Origin of the sequence: Ralstonia flaminis (assembly GCF_958415495.1) — a bacterium.
GTDB classification, from domain to species: Bacteria; Pseudomonadota; Gammaproteobacteria; order Burkholderiales; family Burkholderiaceae; genus Ralstonia; species Ralstonia flaminis.
This window is the reverse complement of record NZ_CATZLL010000009.1, coordinates 174650-197803: the sequence shown is the minus strand read 5'-3', so window position 1 is coordinate 197803 and position 23154 is coordinate 174650. Positions and strand designations below refer to the sequence as shown.

The window sequence follows — 23154 nt, the reverse complement described above, 5'->3', positions numbered from 1 at the left end:
AGAACCCATGTTATTGGCATTGGCGCAATGGCTGCAGAACGACTACGGCTTCCTGCGCGTCTTCAACTATCTGACGTTCCGGGCCGTGATGGCATCCCTCACGGCACTGGTGATCGGCCTCGGGTTCGGGCCGTGGGTGATCCGTCGTCTGACGGAAATGAAGGTCGGCCAGGCCGTGCGCAGCTACGGTCCGCAGACCCACCTGGTCAAGGCCGGCACGCCCACCATGGGCGGTGTGCTGGTGCTGATCGGTATTGCCGTGTCCACGCTGCTGTGGGCCGACTGGGGCAACCGCTTCATCTGGATCGTGCTGCTCGTCACGCTTGGTTACGGCGCGATTGGCTGGGTGGACGACTACCGCAAGGTCGTGCACCGCGATCCAAAGGGCATGTCCTCGCGTGAGAAGTTCTTCTGGCAGACGGTGATCGGCCTGTTTGCTGCCGCGTACCTGGCGTTCTCGGTGTCGGAGACGAGCAACATGCGTGTGCTCGAACTCTTCCTGGACTGGGTGCGCAGCGGCCTGTCGATCAACCTGCCGGCCAAGTCGCACCTGATCGTGCCGTTCTTCAAGGAAGTCAGCTACCCGCTGGGCGTGTTCGGCTTCATCATCCTGACGTACCTCGTGATCGTCGGCTCCAGCAACGCGGTGAACCTGACGGATGGCCTCGATGGTCTCGTCATCATGCCGGTGGTGCTGGTGGGCAGCGCGCTGGGCATCTTCGCCTACGTGATGGGCAGTGCCGTGTACAGCAAGTACTTGCTGTTCCCGCACATTCCGGGCGCGGGCGAGCTGCTGATCTTCTGCTCGGCCATGGCCGGGGCAGGGCTTGCCTTCCTGTGGTTCAACGCGCATCCGGCACAGGTGTTCATGGGTGACGTTGGCGCGCTGGCGCTGGGCGGGGCACTCGGCACCATTGCCGTGATCGTGCGCCAGGAGATCGTGCTGTTCATCATGGGCGGCATCTTCGTGGTCGAGACGCTCTCGGTGATGCTGCAGGTGACGTGGTTCAAGTTCACCAAGAAGCGTTACGGCGAGGGCCGGCGTCTGTTCCGCATGGCGCCGCTGCACCACCACTTCGAGCTGAGCGGCTGGAAGGAGACGCAGGTGGTCGTGCGCTTCTGGGTCATCACCATGATGCTGGTGCTGATCGGCCTGTCGACCCTGAAGCTGCGGTGAGAACGGACATGACCGAACCCATCGCCCATCCCGACGACGACATGGAGCCGACGCTGACAGAAGCGGCGGCTGAGTCCGTCGTGGGTGCGGACCTGGAAGCTGTGGCCGCCACGTTCGACTCGACTGAGCCGATGCCCGCCGCCGAGACTGCGCAGGAACCGCGCATGTTCCTCGAGTTCGATGCGCCGTTCGTGCTGGTGCTCGGCCTGGGCGAATCCGGCCTGGCGATGGCGCGCTGGTGCGCTCGCCATGGCGCACGTGTGCGTGTGGCCGATACGCGTGAGGCGCCGGCCAATCTGCCGACGCTGCGTGCGCATGTGCCGGATGCTGAGTTTGTGAGCGGTCCGTTCACGGGCTCGTTGCTCGAAGGCGTGACGCTGGTGGCGATCAGCCCGGGCCTGTCGCCGCTGGACGCCAACGTCGCTGCGCTGCTGGCTGCCGCCAAAGAGCGCACCGTGCCGGTGTGGGGCGAGATCGAACTGTTTGCGCGTGCACTCGCCGGCCTCAAGTCCGCGCGGGGCTACGCACCGCGCGTGCTGGCCATCACGGGTACCAACGGCAAGACGACTACCACTGCGCTCACCGGCGCTTTGGCTGAACGCGCCGGTAAGACCGTTGGCGTGGCGGGCAACATCAGCCCGTCGGCGCTGGATAAGCTGACCGAGTGTGTCGACGCTGGCACGCTGCCGGACGTGTGGGTGCTGGAGCTCTCCAGCTTCCAACTGGAAACCACGCACACGCTGGATGCCGACGCCGCCACCATCCTGAATATCACGCAGGATCACCTCGACTGGCACGGCACGATGGAAGCCTACGCGGCTGCCAAAGGCCGCATCTTCGGCGCCAACACCGTGCGTGTGCTGAACCGTCAGGACGCCGGTGTGATGGCGTTCGCCAGCAAGGGTGGCAACGTTACCTTCGGGACCGACGAGCCGGCCACGCCGGATGCACTCGGCCTTCTGCGCGAAGGTGGCATGCCGTGGATTGTGTTGGCTGAGGCCGATGAAGATGATTTGCCCAAGCCCACGCGCCGTAAGAAGGGCGACACCACGCCTGCCGTGCCGGTGCCCGTGCGTCTGAAGCGCCTGATGCCCGCCGACGCGCTGCGCATCCGCGGCTTGCACAACGCCACCAACGCGATGGCCGCGCTGGCACTGTGCCGCGCCATCGGTCTGCCGGTGAGCGCGCTGCTGCACGGTCTGCGCGACTACGCCGGTGAACCGCACCGCGTCGAGCTGATCGCCGCGTTTGATGATCTCGAATTCTTTGACGACAGCAAGGGCACCAACGTTGGCGCGACAGTGGCAGCGCTGTCGGGTCTGTCCAAGCATGTCGTGCTGATCGCGGGTGGCGACGGCAAGGGGCAAGACTTCTCACCGCTGGCCGCACCCGTGGCGCAGTACGCGCGTGCCGTGGTGCTGATCGGCCGCGATGCGCCGCAGATTCGTGAGGCATTGGCCAATACCGGTGTCACGCTGGTCGATGCGCCGACGCTGGAAGCAGCCGTGCATGAGGCAGCCGGGCGCGCCCAGGCGGGGGACGCCGTGCTGCTGTCACCTGCGTGCGCGAGCTTTGACATGTTCCGCAACTACGAACACCGCGCCCAGGTATTCCATGAGGCCGTGGCCGCACTGGCGGCTGACCGAGGAGTCGTCCTATGAGCGACACCCAGATCAAGCGCAGCGGCTTCATCGGCGCCACCATCGGCAGCGCGTGGGGTGGCCTGCGCGATGCTGTTTCGGGCGTCAAGCCTACGCGCTCCAAGATGATGGAGTACGACCAGCCGCTGATGTGGGTGGCGATCGTGCTGCTCGGCCTCGGGCTGGTGATGGTGTATTCGGCATCGATCGCCTTGCCGGATTCGCCCAAGTACGCCAACTACAGCAACGGGCACTTCCTGGTGCGCCACATCTTCTCGCTGGTGATCGGTGTGGTGGGGGCTGTCGTGGCGTTCCAGATCCCGGTCAAGTTCTGGGACAAGTACGCGCCCAAGCTTTTCATCATCGCGCTGGTGCTGCTGATCATCGTGTTGATCCCGCACGTCGGTAAGGGTGTGAACGGTGCGAGGCGCTGGCTGCCGCTGGGCGTCATGAATTTCCAGCCGTCGGAGCTCATGAAGCTGGCGGTGGTGTTGTACGCCGCCAATTACACGGTGCGCAAGCAGGACTGGATGCAGAGCGTGCGCAAGGGCTTCCTGCCGATGGGCGTGGCGGTGGCCTTCGTCGGGTCGCTGCTGCTGTTGGAGCCGGACATGGGCGCGTTCCTGGTGATCGCGGCCGTGGCCATGGGCATTCTTTTCCTGGGCGGCGTGAACGGTAAGCTGTTCGGTGGGCTGGTGCTGACGGCAGTGTCGACGTTCTCGCTGCTGATCGTGGCGTCGCCGTGGCGTCGCGAGCGGATCTTCGCGTACCTGAATCCGTGGCAAGAGGAATACGCGCAGGGCAAGGCTTACCAGCTTACGCACTCGCTGATTGCGTTCGGCCGTGGCGAATGGACGGGCGTTGGGCTGGGCGGCAGCATCGAAAAGCTGCACTACCTGCCTGAGGCGCACACCGACTTCATCCTCGCCGTGATCGGCGAGGAACTCGGTTTTGTTGGCGTGCTGATCGTGATCCTGCTGTTCTATTGGATGGTGCGCCGCGCCTTCGAGATCGGTCGCACTGCGCTGCAGCTCGACCGCACGTTCGCTGGCCTGGTCGCCAAGGGGCTGGGTATCTGGATTGGCTGGCAAGCGTTCATCAACATGGGCGTGAACCTGGGTCTGCTGCCCACCAAGGGCCTGACCTTGCCGATGGTCAGCTACGGTGGCTCGGGCATCCTGATGAACTGCGTGGCGCTCGCGCTGCTGCTGCGTATCGACTATGAGAACCGCGTGCTGATGCGTGGGGGCAAGGTATGACGACTGGCTCGTCTCCGCGCACGCTTCTCGTCATGGCCGGCGGCACGGGCGGCCACATCTTCCCGGCGCTGTCGGTGGCCAAGCTGCTGGCCGCGCGCGGCTGGAAAGTGGTCTGGCTTGGCAATGCGAACGGCATGGAAGGCCAGCTCGTGCCCAAACACGGCTTCCCGATGGAGTCGGTGCAGTTTGGCGGCGTGCGCGGCAAGGGCTTTATGACGAAGCTCCTGCTGCCGCTGAACCTGCTGCGTGCGTTCTGGCAGAGCCTGGGCGTGGTGCGCAAGGTACGTCCGAACGTCGTGCTGGGTATGGGCGGCTATATCACCTTCCCGGGCGGCATGATGAGTGTGCTGCTGGGTCGCCCGCTGGTGCTGCACGAACAGAATTCGATTGCCGGTCTCGCCAATCGCGTGCTCGCTCGTGTGGCCGATCGCGTGCTGTGCGCCTTCCCGAATGCGCTGGCTGGCGCTGAATGGGTCGGCAACCCGATCCGCGCGGATCTGGCGATGCTGCCATCGCCGCAAGTGCGCTATGCCGAGCGCACCGGACCGCTGCACGTACTGGTGGTGGGGGGGAGCCTGGGCGCCGCAGCGCTGAATGATGTCGTGCCTAAGGCGCTGGCCTTGCTGCCCGCCGACACGCGCCCCGTCGTCATCCACCAGGCGGGCGCCAAGCAGATCGATACGCTGCGTGCCAACTACGCCGCTGCCGGTATCGATGACACGCACGCGCAGGCGGTGCCCTTCATCGACGACATGGCTGCGGCGTATGCGCATGCCGATCTCGTGATCTGCCGCGCAGGCGCAATGACAGTTTCTGAAGTGGCCGCGGCGGGTGTCGCGGCGTTGTTCGTGCCGTTCCCGCATGCGGTGGACGACCACCAGACCACCAACGCGCGCTTTCTGTCTGAACGCGGCGCGGCGCTGTTGGTGCCTCAGCCGGAGCTGGGTCCGGCCTCGCTGGCAGATACACTCGCGTCCCTGACGCGTGCGCAATTGGCCGATATGGCGGCTAAAGCACGTGAACAGGCAAGGCCGGAAGCGGCCGAGCGTGTCGCCGACGTGTGTGTTGCGGTGGCACGGGCATAGGGAAGGAATCGACTGATGAAGCACATCGTTAAGAACATCCATTTCGTGGGCATTGGCGGCGCCGGCATGAGCGGCATTGCCGAGGTGCTGCTGAATCTGGGCTACCGCGTGACGGGCTCGGACTTGGGAACCAGCGCGGCGACGCAGCGTCTGGCCTCGCTGGGCGCTACGGTCATGCAGGGCCACGCGCCGGAACACGTGGTCGGCGCCAACGCGGTAGTGGTGTCCACCGCCGTGCGCGGTGACAACCCGGAAGTGCTGGCCGCCCGTGCCAAGCGCATCCCGATCGTGCCGCGCGCGGTCATGCTGGCCGAACTGATGCGCCTGAAGCAGGGCATCGCCATTGCCGGCACGCATGGCAAGACCACGACCACCAGCCTGGTCGCCTCCGTGCTGGCTGAAGGTGGTCTGGATCCGACCTTCGTGATCGGCGGTCGCCTCAACTCGGCTGGCGCCAACGCGCGACTGGGCACGGGCGATTTCATCGTCGCCGAGGCGGACGAGTCCGACGCATCGTTCCTCAACCTGTTCCCCGTGATCGAGGTCATCACCAACATCGATGCCGATCACATGGACACCTATGGGCACGACTTCGCGCGCCTGAAGCAGGCGTTCATCGAGTTCACGCAGCGCCTGCCGTTCTACGGCATCGCCGTGCTGTGCGTGGATGACCCGAACGTGCGCGAGATCCTGCCGTTTGTGTCCAAGCCAGTGGTGCGCTATGGCTTTGCCGAGGATGCGCAGGTGCGTGCCGTCAACGCGCGCGCCGTGGACGGTCGCATGGAATTCACCGTCATCCGCCAGCTCAACGGCCACGCTGAGCCGCCGCTGTCGATCACGCTGAACCTGCCGGGTCTGCACAACGTGCAGAACGCGCTGGCCGCCATCGCCATCGCCACCGAGCTGGAAGTGCCGGACGAGGCCATCGTCAAGGCGCTGGCCGAGTTCAACGGCGTGGGCCGCCGCTTCCAGCGTTATGGCGAGGTGCCGACCGCCGATGGAAAGGGCCGCTTTACGCTCATTGACGACTACGGCCACCACCCGGTCGAGATGGCCGCCACGCTGGCTGCAGCGCGCGGTGCCTTCCCCAATCGCCGCCTCGTGCTGGCCTTCCAGCCGCACCGCTTCACGCGTACGCGCGATTGCTTTGAAGATTTCGTGAAGGTGCTCGGCACCGTCGATGCACTGCTGCTGGCCGAGGTGTACGCCGCCGGCGAACCGCCCATCGTCGCGGCCGACGGTCGTGCGCTTACCCGCGCGTTGCGGGTGGCCAACAAGATCGAGCCGGTGTTTGTGGAACAGATTGAAGACATGCCGCAAGCCATTCTGGATGCGGTGCAGGATAACGACGTGGTCATCACCATGGGTGCAGGGACGATCGGGCAAGTGCCGGGTCAGGTGGTTGCGCGGCAGGCAGAAGTACGCGCGCCGAATGTGGTCGATCTGAACGGAGGCGCGGCAGCATGAGCACCGGTCCGTTCGTTCCGCATCCGATGATTGACCCGACGTCCCTCGGCAAGGTTGGCGTGCTGCTGGGTGGCCGCTCGGCCGAGCGGGAGATCTCCCTGCTGTCGGGCAACGGCGTGCTGGCGGCGCTGCGCTCGCGCGGCGTCGATGCACATCCGTTCGATCCGGGCCTGCAACCGGTGGCCGATCTTGCCACGCAGGGTTTCGATCGCGTGGTGATCTCCCTGCATGGCCGCTTTGGCGAAGACGGCACGATCCAGGGCCTGCTCGAGCAATTCGGCATTCCGTACACCGGCAGCGGCGTACTCGCGTCTGCGCTGGCAATGGACAAGGAAGCCACCAAGCGCCAGTGGCAGACCCACGGCCTGCCGACACCCGACTTCGTCATGCTCAAGGCCGACACCGACTGGCAAACCGTGGCCGACCGCCTGGGCCTGCCGTTGATCGTCAAGCCGGCACGCGAAGGTTCGTCGATCGGCCTGACAAAGGTGACGAGCGCCGCCGAGCTGCCTGCCGCCTATGAAAAGGCCGCGCGACTGGACCGCGACGTGATGGCCGAACAGTTCATCGACGGCGACGAGCTGACATGCCCCGTGATCGGTGAAGGCGAGAGCGCCACCGCGCTGCCCCTCATCCGCATCGTCGCGCCGCAGGCCAACTACGACTACCAGAACAAGTACTTCACCGACGACACGCGCTACGAGTGCCCGGCACCGATTCCCGCCGATGTGGCGGCGCGCGTGCAGGCGCTGGTGGTGCAGGCGTACCGCGGGTTGGGCTGCCGTGGCTGGGGCCGTGCCGACATCATGCTGCGCAAGTCCGACAACGCGCCGTTCCTGCTGGAGATGAACACGTCGCCGGGCATGACCGGGCATTCGCTGGTGCCGATGGGCGCGCGCGCTGCGGGCATCAGCTACGAAGATTTCGTGTTGCAACTGGCGGCCAGTGCGTCGCTGGAGCTGCACGCAAGTACCGATTGGAAACCTGAGTAAGCCGAACTGGTCAGCACAACGTTATGTGGCACAACACCCGTCTCCTCAACGCCGTCGCGAGTGCGCTGTATGCGCTGCTCGCGCTCGGCGGCTTGGGCGTGGGGGCGGTCTGGCTGATGCAGCGTCCGATGTTCCAGTTGCAGCAGGTGCGTGTGATGCCGATGGCCGGCAGCGAAATGCGCCACGTGAACGTGCCGAGCCTTCGCGCCAACGCGTTGGTCAAGCTGCGCGGCAACTTTTTCACGCTGAACCTGGATGACGCACGTCAGGCCTTCGAATCGGTGCCCTGGGTGCGCCACGCCAGCGTGCGTCGCGTGTGGCCCAACGGGCTGCTGGTGGAAGTGCAGGAGCATGAGGCGCTGGGCACGTGGGGTGGCAACGATTCCGGCAAGCTGGTCAACACATACGGCGAGGTCTTCGTCGCCAACCTGGCCGAGGCGGAAGACGACGCCGATCTGGTGGCGCTGGCCGGCCCCGACGGCACCGAGCAGGAAGTGGTCGACAAGCTGGAAACCATGACCGAGTGGTTCAAGCCGATGAACACCGAGCCCGTGAGCGTGACGCTCACAGACCGCTACGCGTGGCGCGCGCGGTTGTCCAACGGCACGGTCGTCGAGTTTGGCCGCGAATTGAATGATGACGATCGCACCGCGCTGGCCGCGCGTGCCCGCCGCTTTGTGCGTGCGTGGCCGCAGGTCACGCAGCGCTGGGGTGGTCAGATTGAATACGCCGATCTGCGGTACCCCAACGGGTTCGCGGTTCGTGCGACGGGTGTGCGCTTCCTGACCGATGCGCAGGCTGCGGTGCTGGCCAAGGGGGGCAAGTTGCCCGGCACCAGCAATGCTGCAAAGCCGAAAGCGAATGCAGCGGCCAACAACAAAGCAACGCGAAGCACAGAGAAAACGCGATGAGCAAGGAATACAAGGATCTTCTGGTCGGGCTGGATATCGGCACCTCCAAGGTGGTGGCGGTGGTGGCCGAGCTGCGTCCGGACGGCGCCTACGAGGTCATCGGCATGGGCCAGACCGAATCGAAGGGGCTGAAGAAAGGCGTGGTCGTCAACATTGAGGCGACCGTCCAGTCGATTCAGAAAGCGCTCGAAGAAGCGGAGCTGATGGCGGACTGCAAGATCGGCGAGGTGTTCACGGGTATCGCCGGCAGCCATATCCGCAGCTTCAATTCGAGCGGCATGGTGGCGATCAAGGACAAGGAAGTCACCTCCACCGATGTGGCGCGCGTGATCGAAACCGCCAAGGCCGTCAACATCCCGACTGATCAGCAGATCCTGCACATCCTCACGCAGGAATTCATCATCGACGGCCAGGAAGACGTGCGCGAGCCGATCGGCATGAGCGGTATCCGCCTGGAGGTGAAGGTGCACATCGTGACCGGTGCGGTGAGTGCGGCGCAGAACATCGTCAAATGCGTGCGCCGCTGCGGGCTTGAGGTGCACGACCTGATCCTGCAGCCGCTGGCATCGAGCTTGGCCGTGCTGACGGAAGACGAGAAGGAACTCGGCGTGGTGCTGGTCGACATCGGCAGCGGCACGACCGACATCGCCATCTTCAGCGAGGGCGCGATCCGCCACACGGCTGTGATCCCCATCGCTGGCGACCAGATCACCAACGACGTCGCCATGGCCCTGCGCACGCCGACGCCGGACGCCGAAGACATCAAGGTCCAATACGGCATCGCCAAGCAGGTGCTGGCTGACCCGGACGAGATGATCGACGTGCCGGGCGTGGGCGACCGCGGCCCGCGCACGCTTTCGCGTCAGGCGCTGGCCGCTGTGATCGAGCCGCGCGTGGAAGAACTGTTCTCGCTCGTGCACCAAGTGGTGCGTGAATCCGGTTACGAGGAGCTGCTCTCCAGCGGCGTGGTCCTCACCGGTGGCACCGCAATGATGCCCGGCATGGTGGAGTTGGGCGAAGACATGTTCTTGAAGCCTGTGCGTGTGGGGGTGCCCGAGTACCGCGGCAACCTGCACGAGGTGGTGAAGAGCCCGCGTTACGCGACGGTCATGGGCCTGCTGCAGGAAGGTCGCGTGCAGCGCATGCGCGGGCGAAAGGTGGTTGTGCAGTCCGGTTCTGCCAAGCAGATGTGGACGCGCATGAAGGAATGGTTCATCGGCAACTTCTAAGTGCGGGGCGCTTGGGTGTTGGCGATGTGCTCCCTGGGGGAGCGAAGCTGAGTTTCTTGTTTTGATGTTTTTTGTTCAGGAACCAGGGGTTGCGGCGGGGAGGCTGCATCGTCTGGGACTGATCACTTCTGGAGGCAACGATGGACTTCGACATGATTGAAACGGAAATGCAGGACGGCACCATCATCAAGGTGGTCGGCGTCGGCGGCGCGGGCGGTAACGCCGTGCAGCACATGATCAACCGCGGCGTGCAAGGCGTGGAATTCATCTGCATGAACACCGATGCGCAGGCGCTCAAGCGTTCGACCGCTTCGCGCGTGCTGCAACTGGGCAGCACGGGCCTGGGCGCCGGTGCCAAGCCGGAAGTTGGCAAGCACTGCGCTGATGAAGCTCGCGAGCAGATCGCCGATGCATTGCGCGGCGCGCACATGGTCTTCATCACCGCCGGTATGGGCGGTGGCACGGGCACGGGCGCGGCACCGGTGGTCGCGCAGATCGCCAAGGAAATGGGCATCCTGACCGTGGGCGTGGTCTCCAAGCCGTTCGACTTTGAGGGCGCACGCCGCTCGAAGGTTGGCGAGCATGGCGCCAACGAACTCGAAGGCAACGTCGATTCGCTGATCGTCGTGCTCAACGAGAAGCTCTTCGAAGTCATGGGCGATGACGCCGAGATGGACAAGTGCTTCCAGTGCGCCGACGACGTGCTGCACAACGCCGTGGCCGGCATTGCGGAAATCATCAACGTCGACGGTCTGGTGAACGTCGACTTTGAAGACGTGAAGACCGTGATGGGTGAGCAGGGCAAGGCGATGATGGGTACGGCTACCGTGTCCGGCGTCGACCGTGCACGCCTGGCCGCTGAGCAAGCTGTGGCAAGTCCGCTGCTGGAAGGTGTGGACCTGTCGGGTGCGCGTGGCGTGCTGGTCAACATTACGGCCAGCCGCTCGCTCAAGCTGTCCGAAACCAAGGAAGTGATGAACACCATCCGCAGCTATGCCGCGGAAGATGCCACCGTCATTTTCGGTACGGTCTACGACGATGCCATGGGCGACGCGCTGCGCGTGACCGTGGTGGCGACGGGCCTGGGCCGTGCTGCCCGCAACAAGCAACAACAGCAGCAGACGATGACGCTGCTCAAGACCGGCACCGACAACCAGCCGGTGGCCTTTGGCGGTGGCGCCATGGGTCATTCGGTGGCGGCCGCGCCGGACTACAGCAGCTTCGACACCCCGGCCGTGTGGCGCAGCTCGCGTGAGTCGGCATCGGCTCACGTGGCAGCACTGCAGGAAAAGGGCGTCGACACGTACGACATTCCGGCATTCCTGCGCAAGCAGGCCGACTGACCGGGTAAGTTGCCCGCGCACGTCCGGCTGCCGGTGGCACCCCATGCCGCGTGCGGCTCACGGCTCCCCTCCCGTGACCGCCGTTGTGTGATGGCCTGCCGCTGAACAGCCGACAGCGCGCGACGAACCGGACACAGTCGTTGCCGCCGGGCGGGCTGGCCTCTGGCCGCCTCCCCGGAAGGGTTCATCCCGCCCGGCGGGTGTGCCCGTTCGTCGTGCCGCGCGCGGTGCAATGGTTCTGATGTGGTTGTCTCCCAAGACCGCCCGCGTGATCTCCTCACGCGGGCGGTCTCGTTCTTAAAACCTGTTCGTGATCCTGCTGCGCGGCCTGATCTTGGTCCTGCGATGCTCCCCGTACGCGTGTACGGTTGCGCTTCTCAAACCAAGCTCAGACCACTCGCCACGGATCGCGAACAGGTTTTATGATCGTGGTATCAGTGCGCAACGATTCGTCACCATCATGATCCAGCCTGGTCAACCACTTCCCGACGCAACGCTGTACGAGTTCTTTGAAGTGGAAAAGGACGGTTGCGCGCTCGGACCCAACGCCTTCTCGGTCGAGCACCTGACAGAAGGCAAAACCGTCGTCATCTTTGGCCTGCCTGGAGCCTTCACGCCGACGTGCTCGGCGCGGCATGTTCCTGGCTACGTGGCGAACTACGACGCGCTGCGCGCCAAGGGCGTCGACGAGATCTGGTGTGTGTCGGTCAACGATGCCTTTGTGATGGGCGCTTGGGCTCGCACACAGGGCTCCGACGGCAAGGTCCGCATGCTGGCCGACGGCAGCGCAGAGTTCACACGCAAGCTCGGCCTGGACCAGGATCTCTCCAAGCGCGGTATGGGTGTGCGCTCGCAGCGCTACGCGATGGTCGTGAAAGATGGTGTGGTAACAGCGCTACAGGTGGAGGCCCCGGGGCAGTTCGCCGTCAGCGATGCGGAATCGATCTTGGCGATACTCTGACGCCACGCCAAAACCCTCCAAATGGCGGAGCCCAGCCCGCCAAGCATGCCGCCGCAAGACTGATGCGGCATCCGCAGGCCATTCGCGCACGTTAAGGTTGAGCAGAATGCGCAGACCCCTAACATCCCGATACAAAAGTCGCTTTGAAGGCGGGGGCGTGAAAATGGTATGATTAGGGTTATCACCTATGCGAACCGCATAGAAAAAAACAATCGCAGAATATCCGTGAGTTGAGGGCGGCCATGTTGAAACAACGCACCATCAAGTCCGTCGTCAAGACCGTCGGCATCGGGTTGCATTCCGGCCGTAAGGTGACGTTGACGTTGCGCCCGGCAGCCGCAGGCACCGGCATCGTGTTCACGCGCGTCGACCTCGACCCGGCTGTTGAGATTCCCGCCAGCGCCAGCGCCATCGGCGATACTCGCCTGGCTTCCGTGCTGCAGAAGGATGGCGCCCGCGTGTCGACCGTCGAGCACCTGATGTCGGCGTGCGCTGGCCTGGGTATCGACAATCTGTATATCGACGTCGATGAGGAAGAGATTCCCATCATGGATGGCAGCGCAGCCTCGTTCGTGTTCCTGCTGCAATCGGCTGGCATCGAAGAGCAGGGTGCAGCCAAGCGCTTCATCCGCGTGACCAAGCCGGTGGAAATCCGTGAGGGTGACAAACTCGCCCGCCTGGACCCGTACTTCGGCTTCAAGCTCGCGTTCACGATCGAGTTTCGCCATCCGGCTATCGACAAGACGGGGCGTACCTTCGAAATCGACTTTGCCGATACCAGCTACACGCGCGAGATCGCCCGTGCGCGCACCTTCGGGTTTGCGCATGAGTTCGAGATGCTGCGTGAAGTGGGCCTCGCGCGCGGCGGCAGTCTGGACAACGCCATCGTGCTCGACGAACACCGCATGCTGAACAACGACGAACTGCGCTACGGCGACGAGTTCGTCCGCCACAAGATTCTCGACGCCATTGGTGATCTGTACGTGGTGGGTCATCCGCTGATCGCGGCCTACACGGCGCACAAGTCGGGCCACGGCCTGAACAACGCGCTGCTGCGCGCGCTGCTGGCGGACGAAACGGCTTACGAGATCGTCACGTTCGACAAGCTGGAAGAAGCGCCACGCGCCTTCCTGCCGCAGTTGCAGCCGGCGTTTTCCTGATAGGCAGCCGCGGTTGTAAGCATGAAAAAAGCGCCCTACGGGGCGCTTTTCATTTGGGTGCCGTGCGCGGCGGGATATGCCGTGCAACCATCTCCGCCAAGGCCTGGCGCAGCGGCGAATCGGGCAATTCGTTGGCCAGCGTCGCTAGGCTGTTGAGCCCAACTGCTGTCATCTTGGCGCGTTTGGGCGGCTTTTCGGTCTCTTGTGGCCATAAGCTGTCATTTCCGCCCTGCGGTTGTACCCGTACACGAATTGCGGTAATCTGCGATCCCCGGCGTTGCAGACGCTCCAGCAAGGTGGGTACCACCTGCCGTAAGCGCGCCGCAGCCGCACTATGTGCGGCGAGCAACACCAAGGTCGCTTCTCGGCTGTCGCGCGCATCGTTCTTGATGCCACCGATCGCCACGCCGCCGCCCAAGCCGGGCGGCAAGAGCGACAACACCTCCGCTTCCAACGACGCCAATTGCTTGGCTGCCTGCATCAGCGGGCCGACCGAGCCGGCACCCGAGAGCCAGTCCTGGACCGGTTTTGCTACGGGCGTCTTGAGAGCGGGATGAACAAAGATTCGCATGCCGGCATTGTAGGGCGCTTCATTGCGCTTTCGTGCCGTTGGGCGGCTTTTTTGTCCCTTCTTGGGGCCATGGGCGAGCGATGCAGATCATCCTGATTCATCCGCGCAAGACTGGCGCGGTGCACCTGTCGCGGCGCAGTGTCGTCGCGGCGATTGGTGCGGCGCTGCTGGCTGTTGCGGCATTGTCGGGCGGGGCGATGTGGTTGGCGGTCAAGCAGGGCCTAGTCCCTGGCGCAGCCCTGTCCGGTACCTCCGGTGCGGACTCCAGCGTGACCCGCGAAAACCTCAACCTGATGGCCGCGCGCATCGGTGAAATGCAGGCGCAGATGGTGCGCCTGGATGCACTGGGTGCCCGCGTGTCAGGCCTGGCCGGCGTGCCGCCGCGCGAGTTCGACTTCAAGTCGCAGCCCGGACGTGGTGGGCCGGAGGGCGCGTTCTCCCGGTCGATGTCGATGCCGGAGATTCAGTCCGAACTCGACCGTTTGACGCGCTCGGCAGACCAGCGCAACGATTACCTCAGCGTGCTCGAGAGCACACTGATGGACCGCCAGATCCACGCCAAGATGATGCCGACAGTGCGCCCGGTGGCGGTTGGCTATGACTCGTCGGGCTTTGGCGCGCGCATTGATCCATTCACCGGCCGGCGCACGCAGCATGACGGCGTGGACTTCGTTGCGCCCGTGGGCACGCCCATCGTGGCGGCAGCCGGCGGCGTGGTGGTGGCCAGCGAATACCGCAGTGACTACGGCAACATGGTCGACATCGACCACGGCAACGGCCTGAAGACGCGCTATGCCCACGCATCCAAGGTGCTCGTGAAGATCGGTGACATCGTCAAGGCGGGTGAGCGCATCGCGCTGGTGGGTCGCACCGGCCGCGCCACCGGGTCGCACCTGCACTTCGAGGTGCACGTCAACGACGTACCGCAGAATCCGGTGGCCTTCCTAGAAAACGCTGGTCAACCCAAGATGGCCGCGACCAAGGCGCCAGCCCCGCAGGTTGCAGCGGCCGACATCGGCAAGAGCATGACGGCCGCCGGCCACTGACTGCGCCGGGTTGCAATTGGGGCGCCCGTCCCCAGATCAGCGTGAGTGTGCGGTTGCCCGCCCGATTCCGGCGGGGTTCAATGCTGTGCCAAAGTGCGGCGTTCCTGCCACATCTGGCCGGTCCGCTGCCATCAAACGGGGGTTTTGCCCATGCTAAACTCCCGCCTTTGCGCCAACCCTATTCGGGCCGTTGCGCCGCCTGCGTTTCGCGGTCTTCCGCGAGGTGCTTTCCGGGTGGTTCGTCGGCCCTAGCCATCGATGATCACGGGCCTTCTCAAGAAGATTTTCGGCAGCCGTAATGAACGGCTGATCAAACAGTACCGCCGCAAGGTGGCGCAGATCAATGCGCTCGAGCCGAAGTTCGAGGCGCTCTCCGATACTGAGCTGCAGGCCAAGACCGAGGAGTTCCGCCAGCGCTTTGCCAAGGGCGAGACGCTGGATGCGCTGCTGCCTGAAGCGTTTGCCGTGTGCCGCGAGGCCAGCAAGCGCGTGATGAAGATGCGTCACTTCGATGTGCAGATGATCGGCGGCATGGTCCTGCACGACGGCAAGATCGCTGAAATGCGCACGGGCGAGGGCAAGACGCTGACGGCGACCCTGGCGGTGTACCTGAACGCCATCTCCGGTCAGGGCGTGCACGTCATCACGGTCAACGACTACCTCGCGCAGCGTGATGCGGAGTGGATGGGCCAGCTCTACAACTGGCTGGGCCTGTCGGTGGGGGTCAACCTGACCACCATGGACCACGACCAGAAGCAGGCCGCGTACGCATCGGATATCACCTACGGTACCAACAACGAGTTCGGCTTCGACTACCTGCGCGACAACATGGTGTACGACGCCGGCCAGCGCGTGCAGCGTCCGCTGAACTACGCCATCGTCGATGAGGTGGACTCGATCCTGATCGACGAGGCGCGTACTCCGCTGATCATCTCCGGCCAGGCCGAAGACCATACCGACTTGTACCGCCGCATGAACGGCATCCCGGCGCAGCTCACGCGTCAGATCGGTGAAGAAAAGGCCGATGGCACGGGCGTTGAAAAGCCGGGCGACTACTACGTCGACGAAAAATCGCACCAGGTCTACTTGACCGAATCGGGCCATGAAAAGGCCGAGCAGATCCTGCTGCAGGCTGGCCTGATCGGCGAGGGCGAATCGCTCTACGCGCCGCAGAACATCACGCTGATGCACCACCTGTACGCCGCCTTGCGCGCGCACAGCCTGTTCTTCCGTGATCAGCACTACGTGGTGCAGAACGGTGAAGTGGTGATCGTTGATGAATTCACCGGCCGCCTGATGACGGGTCGCCGCTGGTCCGACGGTCTGCACCAGGCCGTGGAAGCCAAGGAAGGTGTGCAGATCCAGCAGGAAAACCAGACGCTGGCGACCATCACGTTCCAGAACTACTTCCGCATGTACACCAAGCTGGCTGGCATGACCGGTACGGCCGATACGGAAGCGTACGAATTCCAGGAGATCTACGGCCTGGAAACCGTGGTGATCCCGACCAACCGCACGCCGCAGCGCAAGGACTTGCAGGATCAGATCTACAAGACCGGCAAGGAACGCTACGACGCGGTCATCCGCGATATTCAAGATTGCTACGAGCGCGGTCAGCCGGTGTTGGTGGGCACCACATCCATTGAAAACTCTGAGCTGCTGTCGAACCTGCTGAACCAGGTCAAGCTGCCGCACCAGGTGCTCAATGCCAAGCAGCACGAGCGCGAGGCCGCAATCATTGCTGAAGCGGGCCGGCCCAAGGCAATCACCATCGCGACCAACATGGCTGGTCGCGGTACCGATATCGTGCTGGGCGGCAACGTGGAGAAGCAGTCAGGCTTCGTGATGGCTGACGAGTCGCTCTCTGATGCGGAAAAGGCCAAGCGCGTGAAGACGCTGCAGGACGAATGGCAGTCGCTGCACGAGCAGGTGAAGGCCGCGGGCGGTCTGCATATCATCGGCACCGAGCGTCATGAGTCGCGCCGTATCGACAACCAGCTCCGTGGCCGTGCGGGCCGTCAGGGCGACCCGGGGTCGTCGCGCTTCTACCTGTCGCTGGACGATCAGTTGCTGCGCATCTTCGCGGGCGACCGCGTGCGCGCCATCATGGACCGCCTGAAGATGCCCGAAGGCGAGCCGATCGAAGCTGGCATCGTGACGCGCTCGATCGAATCGGCCCAACGCAAGGTGGAGGGCCGCAACTTCGATATCCGCAAGCAACTGCTGCAGTACGACGACGTTGCCAACGACCAGCGCCGCGAAATCTACAAGCTGCGTAACGAGATCCTCGAAGCAGGTGATATTGGCGATGTCGTCAAGAACCTGCGTGAATCCGTGTTCACCGAGCTGTTCCGCAGCTACGTGCCAGCGGAAACGATGGAAGAGCAGTGGGATGTCGCCGGGCTGGAGAAGGCGCTGCGTGATGATTGGGGTGTTGACCAGCCGTTGGTGAAGACGCTGGAAGACGCGCAGTCGATCGAAGACGAACAGCTGCTGAAGATGGTGATGGACGCCGCCGAAGCGGTGTACGAAGGCAAGGTGGCACAGGTTGGCCGCGAGTCCTTCGCCGGCTTCGAGCGTTCGGTGATGCTGCAGAGCCTCGACACGCACTGGCGCGAGCACCTGGCTGCGCTGGACATGTTGCGCCAGGGTATCCACCTGCGCGGCTACGCGCAGAAGGACCCGAAGCAGGAGTACAAGCGCGAGTCGTTCGAACTGTTCGGTCGCCTGCTCGACACTATCCGCAACGAAGTCACGCGTATCGTCTTCACGGTGCGCATCCAGTCGCAGGAGCAACTGGAGCAGGCTTCGGAGCAGATCGAAGAAGACCTCTCTGCGCTGAGCAACGTGCAGTACAAGCACGATGAATTCAGCGAACTGGCCGAAGTGGCCGCGGGCGATGCTGAGATTCACGGCGCAACGCCGGGCATGGCGGCGCCGCGTTCGGCTGCATCGGCGGCTGCCGCCGCGCTGGCCGGCGAGGTGCCCAAGGTCGGCCGCAACGATCCGTGCCCGTGCGGCTCCGGCAAGAAGTACAAGCAGTGCCACGGCAAGCTGGCCTGACGCTGTCTAGAACCTGTTTTCTGTTGATTCACGATGCCCGCACTGCGGGCATCCTCATTTGAAAGGTGTGCTCCATGGCTGTGAATCTCGTTGCGCCCGCCGCAGACTCCCTGTTGCCGATCGATGGTGTGGACCTTGGCTGGGCCGAGGCCGGTGTGCGCAAGGCCAATCGCAAGGACGTGCTGCTTGTGCGCATCGCCGAGGGTTCGAGCGTGGCCGGCGTGTTCACGCAAAACCGCTTCTGCGCCGCGCCTGTACAGGTGTGCCGCGAGCATCTGGCGAGCGGCAAGGGCGCACGTGCCATCGTCGTGAACACCGGCAATGCGAATGCCGGTACCGGTGCACCGGGTCTCGCGCATGCACGTCAGACGTGCGATGCGGTGGCTAAGCTGCTGGGCGTGTCGGCGGAACAGGTGCTGCCGTTTTCGACCGGCGTGATTCTCGAGCCGTTGCCGGTGGACCGCATCGTCGCCGGGCTGCCCGCCGCGCAGGCCAACGCGAAGCCCGACAACTGGCTGGCCGCTGCTGAGGCCATCATGACCACCGATACCGTACCCAAAGCGGCGTCCGCCACGTGCACGCTGTCGGGCAAGACCGTGCGCATGTCGGGCATCAGCAAGGGCGCGGGCATGATCCGCCCGAACATGGCGACCATGCTTGGCTTTATCGCCACCGACGCCAATGTGGATGAGGCCGTACTGCAAGGCTTGGTGCGCTACGCGGCCGATCACTCGTTCAACAGCGTGACGGTGGACGGCGATACGTCGACCAACGATTCGTTCGTCGTGATCGCCACGGGTCGTGCCGGCACGCCGCGTATCGATTCCGAATCGCACCCCGACTACGCCGCACTGCGCGAAGCACTGACGGGCCTTGCGCAAGACCTCGCACAGAAGATCGTGCGTGACGGCGAAGGCGCCACCAAATTCATGGCCATTCAGGTGGAAGGCGGGCGCAATGTCGAAGAGTGCCGTCAGATCGCCTATGCGGTCGCGCATTCGCCGCTGGTCAAGACCGCGTTCTACGCGTCGGACCCCAACCTGGGCCGTATCCTGGCCTCTGTCGGCTATGCCGGTGTGAACGACCTCGACGTGAATGGCGTCAACCTGTGGCTCGACGACGTGTGGGTCGCCCGTGACGGTGGCCGCAACCCCGACTACCGTGAAGAAGACGGCCAGCGCGTGATGAAGCAGGCTGAAATCACCGTGCGCATCGCGCTTGGCCGCGGCGACGCCACTGCCACCGTGTGGACGTGCGACTTCTCGCACGACTACGTGTCGATCAACGCGGACTACCGCTCGTAATCCGGAGCCAGCCGCCATGTCGTCTGATCTTTCCGCACGGCTTGACCGTTTCCTGGGGCGGCTCGAGCAATGGCTGCCCCCTGAGCTGACCGAAGCTGACTGGAGCGAGGCGGTTGCCTTCCGCTGGCGCAAGCGCCAGAGCCTGTTCGGCAACATCGGCTATCTGGCGCCGATCCGCCAACTGCCGCCGATCCATCTGAGCGATCTGCACAACATCGAGCGCCAGAAGGACGCCATCGTGGCCAATACGCGCCAGTTCGTGCGTAAGCTGCCGGCCAACAATGTGCTGCTCACCGGCGCGCGCGGCACGGGCAAGTCGTCGCTGATCAAGGCCTGCCTGAACGAATTCGTGAAGGAAGGCCTCCGTCTGGTGGAAGTCGACAAGGATGACTTGGCCGACCTGGGCGACATCGTTGAACGGCTCTCCACGCGCCCTGAGCGCTTCGCGATTTTTTGTGACGACCTCTCGTTCGAAGAGGGCGAGTCGGGCTACAAGGCGCTCAAGTCTGCGCTGGACGGCTCGGTGGCGGCGCAGTCGGACAACGTGCTGATTTACGCCACGTCCAACCGGCGCCACCTGCTGCCGGAATACATGAAGGACAATGAGACCTATCAGCACACGGCGGACGGTGAAATCCATCCGGGCGAGGTGGTGGAAGAGAAGATCTCGTTGTCTGAGCGTTTTGGGCTGTGGTTGTCGTTCTACCCGCCCAAGCAGGACGAGTATCTGACCATCGTCGGCCACTGGCTCAGGCACTTCGGCTGCAGCGACGAAGACATCGCCGCCGCACGTGGCGACGCGCTGGTGTGGGCGCTGGAGCGCGGTTCGCGTTCAGGCCGTGTGGCATGGCAATTCGCCCGCGACTGGGGCGGCAAGCATGGGCGGCAGCATGTCGGCTGACAACATGATGCTGGTGCCGCCGACGCATACCCCCGACGGCCGCAAGATCACCGAAGTGGCTGTGGGCGTGCTTGTGCAGCCGGACGGTCAGTTTCTGCTGGCGCAGCGCCCCGAAGGCAAGCCGTATGCGGGCTACTGGGAATTCCCTGGCGGCAAGCTTGAGGCGGGCGAATCGGTGGAAGCGGCGCTCACGCGCGAGCTGAAGGAGGAGCTGGATGTCACGCTGCGCACCTGCGTACCGTGGCACACCATTGAGCACGACTACCCGCACGCGTATGTGCGATTGCACTTCTGCAAGGTGACGTCGTGGGAAGGCACGCTGCGTGCGCTGGAGGGCCAGGATTTCGCTTGGCAGACGCTGCCGATCAGCGTCGATCCGGTGCTACCGGCGACGCTGCCAGTGTTCGAATGGATGCGCGAAGAAGCGACGGCTAGTTGAGCTTGCCGCTCGTATCACCACCCGGTGCGTCGGGCAGATCGTCGTCTTCCACCACGGGGATCGTGTACTGCTCGGCTGCCCAGGCGCCCAGGTCGATCTGTTTGCAGCGTTCAGAACAGAACGGGCGGTAGCGGCTCTCGGATACCCAAGGGACTGGCTTGCCGCAGGTCGGGCATTTGACGGTCTTCACATTCATGGCGCGGCTCAGAAATTGCAGAGCTTGAGCTGGAACGGGATATCCGCGTCGACCGGCTTGGGGCGCAGGTCACCATCCTGCTGGGTGAAGCGCACCCAGAGCATGTACTTGTTGGCGCTGATCTCAGGAATGAACCCCAGCGCTGATTCATCCAGGCGCACCTGCATGAGCTGGTATACGCGGCCCGACAGCATCTGCTGATAGCTACCCGTATTGGCAATGACCTTGCCACTCTGGCCCGATTCGCGCAGCAGGCGCAGCACGATCATCGTGGCGTCGCGCAGCGGCACCAGGGGCTGGGCCCATTTGATGATGTCGGCGCGGCGCCGCTCAGGCAGATGATGCTGCCATGCAAAATACGCCGGCAGATCGAATTCACACGTTCCGCCCGGGATGATGGCGCGGCTGCGGATGCTCGTCAGCCACTCGTTCTCGGCGATGAGCTGGCCGGCCTTGCCGTGCGTGGCGGTGAGGTTGCCCGAGGCGGTTTCCAACTCGCTGATGACGGCGTCGAGGGCATCCTGGTCGATCTGCGGATTGGCGCGCAGCGCGGTGAGCGTCTGGCGCTGGCGATCGAGTTCTTTGAGCAGGTCGGATTTGAGGTCGGCGCGGCCCGCTACGTCGACCACCTCGAACAGCGTGGTGAGCGCCACATGGTGCTGCAGCGGGTGTTCCTGCACGAGAAAGAAATCCAGCCGCTCGAACAGATCTTCGAGCCGCAGCAGCGTCCGAATGCGTTCGTTGAAGGGATATTCGTACAGGATCAAAACTTGGGTGCCCGATTTGGCTGGCACGAAGCCCGTTTGGCTTCGATCTGCCCGCATTCTATGCGAGACCCTCGCGCATCACAATGCAAAGGGGCCACAAGGCCCCGTTCTGCCGCCTTTCAGATGGTTTCAGCTCGTCCGCCAGGCCTGGTCCAGTCGGTCGATCTGCGCAAGGAGGTCGGCCAGCGTGCCGCTGTTGTCGATCACGTCGTCGGCGGCAGCCAAGCGGGCTTCGCGGGAGGCCTGGCGGGCAATGATGGCTTCGACCTGCGCACGCGGCAGGCCATTGCGGGCGATCACGCGGTCAATCTGGGTTTCGACCGGGCAATCGACCACCAGGATGCGGTCGACCAGCGTGCGCCAGCTGTGATGCCCTGCCAGCGATTCCACCAGCAACGGAACGACGTAGACGAGGTACGGATGGGCCTCCGATGCCTGCGCAGCTGCGCCACGTGACAGGGCGATCTCCCGGATCAGCGGATGCGTGATCTGCTCGAGCCGCGTCTTGGCTGTTGCATCGGAGAAGGCGAGGGCGCGCATGGCGTCGCGGTCCATGGCACCGTCGGCACGCAAGATGCCGGGGCCGAAGGCTGCAACCAGTTGGGGAATGGCAGCTCCGCCCGGCGCGCTGATCTCGTGGGCGATGGCATCGGTGTCGACGATGACGGCACCGCGCTCGGCCAGGCGGTCTGCCACGTAGCTCTTGCCGCTGCCGATGCCGCCTGTCAGGCCGATCACGCGCATGTTGATGGTGCCGTTACGGTGCCAGCAGGGGCCCGAGCCCCGTCAGCATGACCAACTGCGGGCCAGCCAGCAAGGCGATCACGCCGGCACCTGCGATGAATGGCCCGAATGAGAAGGGCGTTTCGCTGCTGATGCCGCGTGCCATGCGAAACAGCCCGAAGACCAGCCCCACCACCGAAGACAGCAGCACGAGCAGCGGCAGCGCCTGCCAGCCGAACCACGCGCCTAGTGCGGCCATCAGCTTGAAATCGCCATAGCCCATGCCCTCGCGGCCGCGCAGCAGCTTGTAGGCCCAGTAGATCGACCACAGGAAGAGGTAACCGGCCATTGCGCCGATCACTGCGTCGTGCAGGTGCGCGAACATGCTGAACAGGTTCACGCCCAGTCCGAGCCACAACAGCGGCTGGGTGACGGCGTCCGGCAGCAGTTGGGTGTCGGCGTCGATCATGGTGCCGGCCACCAAGAACCACAGCAGCACGGCCGAGGCCACCGCCACCCAGGTCGGCCCAAAGTGCCAGAAGCAGGCTCCCGTGAGCAGGCCGGTGGCCAGCTCAACCGCAGGATAGCGCCATGAGATCGGCGTCTTGCAGGCGCTGCATCGCCCGCGCAGCGCCAGCCAGCTCACCACGGGGATGTTTTCAACGGCCTTGATCTGGTGACCGCAAGACGGGCAGGCCGAGCGTGGCACGACCAAGTTGTACGCGTCAGGATGCGGGAGCGGTTCCTCGCGCAGCTCGGCGATGTAGTTGGCTTCCTCGCGCTCGATCATGCGGGGCAGCCGGTGGATCACCACGTTGAGAAAGCTGCCGACGAGCAGGCCAACCAGCCCGCCTATCCCGGTTACAAACCACGCCGGCAGTTGCTCCAGCGTGGGGATGACAAAGACATCATGCATTGCG

General features: G+C 64.2%; 21 protein-coding genes. 16 read left to right on the top strand and 5 right to left on the bottom strand.

All coding sequences use genetic code 11. The annotated features are described in order from the left end of the window. Window positions 1-7: 7 nt before the first annotated feature. From mraY to lpxC, 11 genes are all read left to right on the top strand, one after another. The gene (mraY, locus tag R2N11_RS15680) at window positions 8-1177 is read left to right on the top strand and encodes a phospho-N-acetylmuramoyl-pentapeptide-transferase (RefSeq protein WP_048933141.1); all 1170 of its coding nucleotides are present in this window, start codon (window positions 8-10) and stop codon (window positions 1175-1177) included. A 164-nt stretch (window positions 1178-1341) separates the two neighbouring features. Further along, entirely contained in the window at window positions 1342-2838 is a 1497-nt protein-coding gene (gene murD / locus R2N11_RS15675; protein ID WP_316681670.1) for a UDP-N-acetylmuramoyl-L-alanine--D-glutamate ligase, read from the top strand. Further along, window positions 2835-4076 carry a putative lipid II flippase FtsW gene (gene ftsW, locus R2N11_RS15670; RefSeq protein WP_199032264.1) on the top strand — a complete coding sequence of 414 codons (1242 nt, stop codon included), beginning with the start codon at window positions 2835-2837 and terminating at the stop codon, window positions 4074-4076. Before murD ends, ftsW begins: the two co-directional genes overlap by 4 nt. Further along, window positions 4073-5161 carry an undecaprenyldiphospho-muramoylpentapeptide beta-N-acetylglucosaminyltransferase gene (murG, locus tag R2N11_RS15665; protein WP_199032265.1) on the top strand — a complete coding sequence of 363 codons (1089 nt, stop codon included), beginning with the start codon at window positions 4073-4075 and terminating at the stop codon, window positions 5159-5161. The genes ftsW and murG overlap by 4 nt, the downstream gene beginning before the upstream one ends. 15 nt (window positions 5162-5176) lie before the next feature. After that, the gene (gene murC / locus R2N11_RS15660) at window positions 5177-6628 is read left to right on the top strand and encodes a UDP-N-acetylmuramate--L-alanine ligase (RefSeq protein WP_316681653.1); all 1452 of its coding nucleotides are present in this window, start codon (window positions 5177-5179) and stop codon (window positions 6626-6628) included. Continuing rightward, window positions 6625-7620: a D-alanine--D-alanine ligase gene (locus R2N11_RS15655; protein WP_316681652.1), complete on the top strand. Its 996-nt coding sequence runs from the start codon at window positions 6625-6627 to the stop codon at window positions 7618-7620. Before murC ends, R2N11_RS15655 begins: the two co-directional genes overlap by 4 nt. A gap of 23 nt (window positions 7621-7643) precedes the next feature. Beyond that, complete coding sequence (locus R2N11_RS15650) at window positions 7644-8531, top strand: cell division protein FtsQ/DivIB (protein WP_316681651.1); 888 nt, start codon at window positions 7644-7646, stop codon at window positions 8529-8531. Further along, window positions 8528-9760, top strand: a complete 1233-nt coding sequence (ftsA, locus tag R2N11_RS15645) for a cell division protein FtsA (protein WP_199033303.1) — start codon at window positions 8528-8530, stop codon at window positions 9758-9760. The genes R2N11_RS15650 and ftsA overlap by 4 nt, the downstream gene beginning before the upstream one ends. A gap of 140 nt (window positions 9761-9900) precedes the next feature. Next, on the top strand, window positions 9901-11103 hold the full coding sequence (ftsZ, locus tag R2N11_RS15640; RefSeq protein ID WP_316681650.1) for a cell division protein FtsZ: 1203 nt from the start codon (window positions 9901-9903) through the stop codon (window positions 11101-11103). Window positions 11104-11563: 460 nt separating this feature from the next. Beyond that, window positions 11564-12064, top strand: coding sequence for a peroxiredoxin (locus R2N11_RS15635; RefSeq protein WP_316681649.1), 501 nt, complete (start codon window positions 11564-11566; stop codon window positions 12062-12064). Window positions 12065-12306: 242 nt separating this feature from the next. Further along, a complete protein-coding gene (gene lpxC / locus R2N11_RS15630) occupies window positions 12307-13224 on the top strand; it encodes a UDP-3-O-acyl-N-acetylglucosamine deacetylase (protein WP_039599895.1) in 918 nt (305 codons plus the stop codon). A 49-nt stretch (window positions 13225-13273) separates the two neighbouring features. On the opposite strand, the gene R2N11_RS15625 is transcribed toward lpxC, so the two are convergent. Further along, window positions 13274-13795, bottom strand: coding sequence for a DciA family protein (locus R2N11_RS15625; protein ID WP_316681648.1), 522 nt, complete (start codon window positions 13793-13795; stop codon window positions 13274-13276). An 80-nt stretch (window positions 13796-13875) separates the two neighbouring features. Between R2N11_RS15625 and R2N11_RS15620 the strand changes: the two genes are divergently transcribed. The 5 genes from R2N11_RS15620 (at window position 13876) to R2N11_RS15600 (ending at window position 20548) form a co-directional block, all read left to right on the top strand. Then, window positions 13876-14841, top strand: coding sequence for a M23 family metallopeptidase (locus tag R2N11_RS15620; protein ID WP_316681647.1), 966 nt, complete (start codon window positions 13876-13878; stop codon window positions 14839-14841). Window positions 14842-15099: 258 nt separating this feature from the next. Next, the gene (secA, locus tag R2N11_RS15615) at window positions 15100-17904 is read left to right on the top strand and encodes a preprotein translocase subunit SecA (RefSeq protein ID WP_316681646.1); all 2805 of its coding nucleotides are present in this window, start codon (window positions 15100-15102) and stop codon (window positions 17902-17904) included. Between the two features lie 74 nt (window positions 17905-17978). Then, window positions 17979-19208 carry a bifunctional glutamate N-acetyltransferase/amino-acid acetyltransferase ArgJ gene (gene argJ / locus R2N11_RS15610; protein WP_199031771.1) on the top strand — a complete coding sequence of 410 codons (1230 nt, stop codon included), beginning with the start codon at window positions 17979-17981 and terminating at the stop codon, window positions 19206-19208. A gap of 16 nt (window positions 19209-19224) precedes the next feature. Continuing rightward, entirely contained in the window at window positions 19225-20109 is an 885-nt protein-coding gene (locus tag R2N11_RS15605; protein ID WP_199031770.1) for an ATP-binding protein, read from the top strand. After that, on the top strand, window positions 20087-20548 hold the full coding sequence (locus tag R2N11_RS15600) for an NUDIX domain-containing protein (RefSeq protein ID WP_430715448.1): 462 nt from the start codon (window positions 20087-20089) through the stop codon (window positions 20546-20548). Before R2N11_RS15605 ends, R2N11_RS15600 begins: the two co-directional genes overlap by 23 nt. Here the strand turns inward: R2N11_RS15600 and yacG are convergent. The 4 genes from yacG to R2N11_RS15580 all read right to left on the bottom strand — a co-directional run bounded on the left by yacG (window position 20541) and on the right by R2N11_RS15580 (window position 23150). Beyond that, window positions 20541-20744, bottom strand: a complete 204-nt coding sequence (gene yacG, locus R2N11_RS15595) for a DNA gyrase inhibitor YacG (protein WP_104657216.1) — start codon at window positions 20742-20744, stop codon at window positions 20541-20543. The genes R2N11_RS15600 and yacG overlap by 8 nt on opposite strands. An 8-nt stretch (window positions 20745-20752) precedes the next feature. Continuing rightward, complete coding sequence (zapD, locus tag R2N11_RS15590; protein ID WP_199031777.1) at window positions 20753-21511, bottom strand: cell division protein ZapD; 759 nt, start codon at window positions 21509-21511, stop codon at window positions 20753-20755. A gap of 129 nt (window positions 21512-21640) precedes the next feature. Further along, a complete protein-coding gene (gene coaE, locus R2N11_RS15585) occupies window positions 21641-22255 on the bottom strand; it encodes a dephospho-CoA kinase (RefSeq protein ID WP_316681644.1) in 615 nt (204 codons plus the stop codon). Window positions 22256-22268: 13 nt separating this feature from the next. Next, window positions 22269-23150: a prepilin peptidase gene (locus R2N11_RS15580; protein ID WP_316681643.1), complete on the bottom strand. Its 882-nt coding sequence runs from the start codon at window positions 23148-23150 to the stop codon at window positions 22269-22271. Window positions 23151-23154: the final 4 nt, after the last annotated feature.

Excerpts from the sequence above, each read along its gene's own strand:
- R2N11_RS15605 (WP_199031770.1), top strand. The coding sequence starts at position 19,225 with ATGTCGTCTGATCTTTCCGCACGGCTTGACCGTTTCCTGGGGCGGCTC.
- murC (WP_316681653.1), top strand. The coding sequence starts at position 5,177 with ATGAAGCACATCGTTAAGAACATCCATTTCGTGGGCATTGGCGGCGCC.
- ftsZ (WP_316681650.1), top strand. The coding sequence starts at position 9,901 with ATGGACTTCGACATGATTGAAACGGAAATGCAGGACGGCACCATCATC.
- mraY (WP_048933141.1), top strand. The coding sequence starts at position 8 with ATGTTATTGGCATTGGCGCAATGGCTGCAGAACGACTACGGCTTCCTG.
- R2N11_RS15580 (WP_316681643.1), bottom strand. The coding sequence starts at position 23,150 with ATGCATGATGTCTTTGTCATCCCCACGCTGGAGCAACTGCCGGCGTGG.
- R2N11_RS15650 (WP_316681651.1), top strand. The coding sequence starts at position 7,644 with ATGTGGCACAACACCCGTCTCCTCAACGCCGTCGCGAGTGCGCTGTAT.
- R2N11_RS15600 (WP_430715448.1), top strand. The coding sequence starts at position 20,087 with ATGGGCGGCAGCATGTCGGCTGACAACATGATGCTGGTGCCGCCGACG.
- lpxC (WP_039599895.1), top strand. The coding sequence starts at position 12,307 with ATGTTGAAACAACGCACCATCAAGTCCGTCGTCAAGACCGTCGGCATC.
- yacG (WP_104657216.1), bottom strand. The coding sequence starts at position 20,744 with ATGAATGTGAAGACCGTCAAATGCCCGACCTGCGGCAAGCCAGTCCCT.
- ftsW (WP_199032264.1), top strand. The coding sequence starts at position 2,835 with ATGAGCGACACCCAGATCAAGCGCAGCGGCTTCATCGGCGCCACCATC.
- ftsA (WP_199033303.1), top strand. The coding sequence starts at position 8,528 with ATGAGCAAGGAATACAAGGATCTTCTGGTCGGGCTGGATATCGGCACC.
- R2N11_RS15625 (WP_316681648.1), bottom strand. The coding sequence starts at position 13,795 with ATGCGAATCTTTGTTCATCCCGCTCTCAAGACGCCCGTAGCAAAACCG.
- R2N11_RS15635 (WP_316681649.1), top strand. The coding sequence starts at position 11,564 with ATGATCCAGCCTGGTCAACCACTTCCCGACGCAACGCTGTACGAGTTC.
- argJ (WP_199031771.1), top strand. The coding sequence starts at position 17,979 with ATGGCTGTGAATCTCGTTGCGCCCGCCGCAGACTCCCTGTTGCCGATC.
- secA (WP_316681646.1), top strand. The coding sequence starts at position 15,100 with ATGATCACGGGCCTTCTCAAGAAGATTTTCGGCAGCCGTAATGAACGG.
- murD (WP_316681670.1), top strand. The coding sequence starts at position 1,342 with ATGTTCCTCGAGTTCGATGCGCCGTTCGTGCTGGTGCTCGGCCTGGGC.
- coaE (WP_316681644.1), bottom strand. The coding sequence starts at position 22,255 with ATGCGCGTGATCGGCCTGACAGGCGGCATCGGCAGCGGCAAGAGCTAC.
- R2N11_RS15655 (WP_316681652.1), top strand. The coding sequence starts at position 6,625 with ATGAGCACCGGTCCGTTCGTTCCGCATCCGATGATTGACCCGACGTCC.
- murG (WP_199032265.1), top strand. The coding sequence starts at position 4,073 with ATGACGACTGGCTCGTCTCCGCGCACGCTTCTCGTCATGGCCGGCGGC.
- R2N11_RS15620 (WP_316681647.1), top strand. The coding sequence starts at position 13,876 with ATGCAGATCATCCTGATTCATCCGCGCAAGACTGGCGCGGTGCACCTG.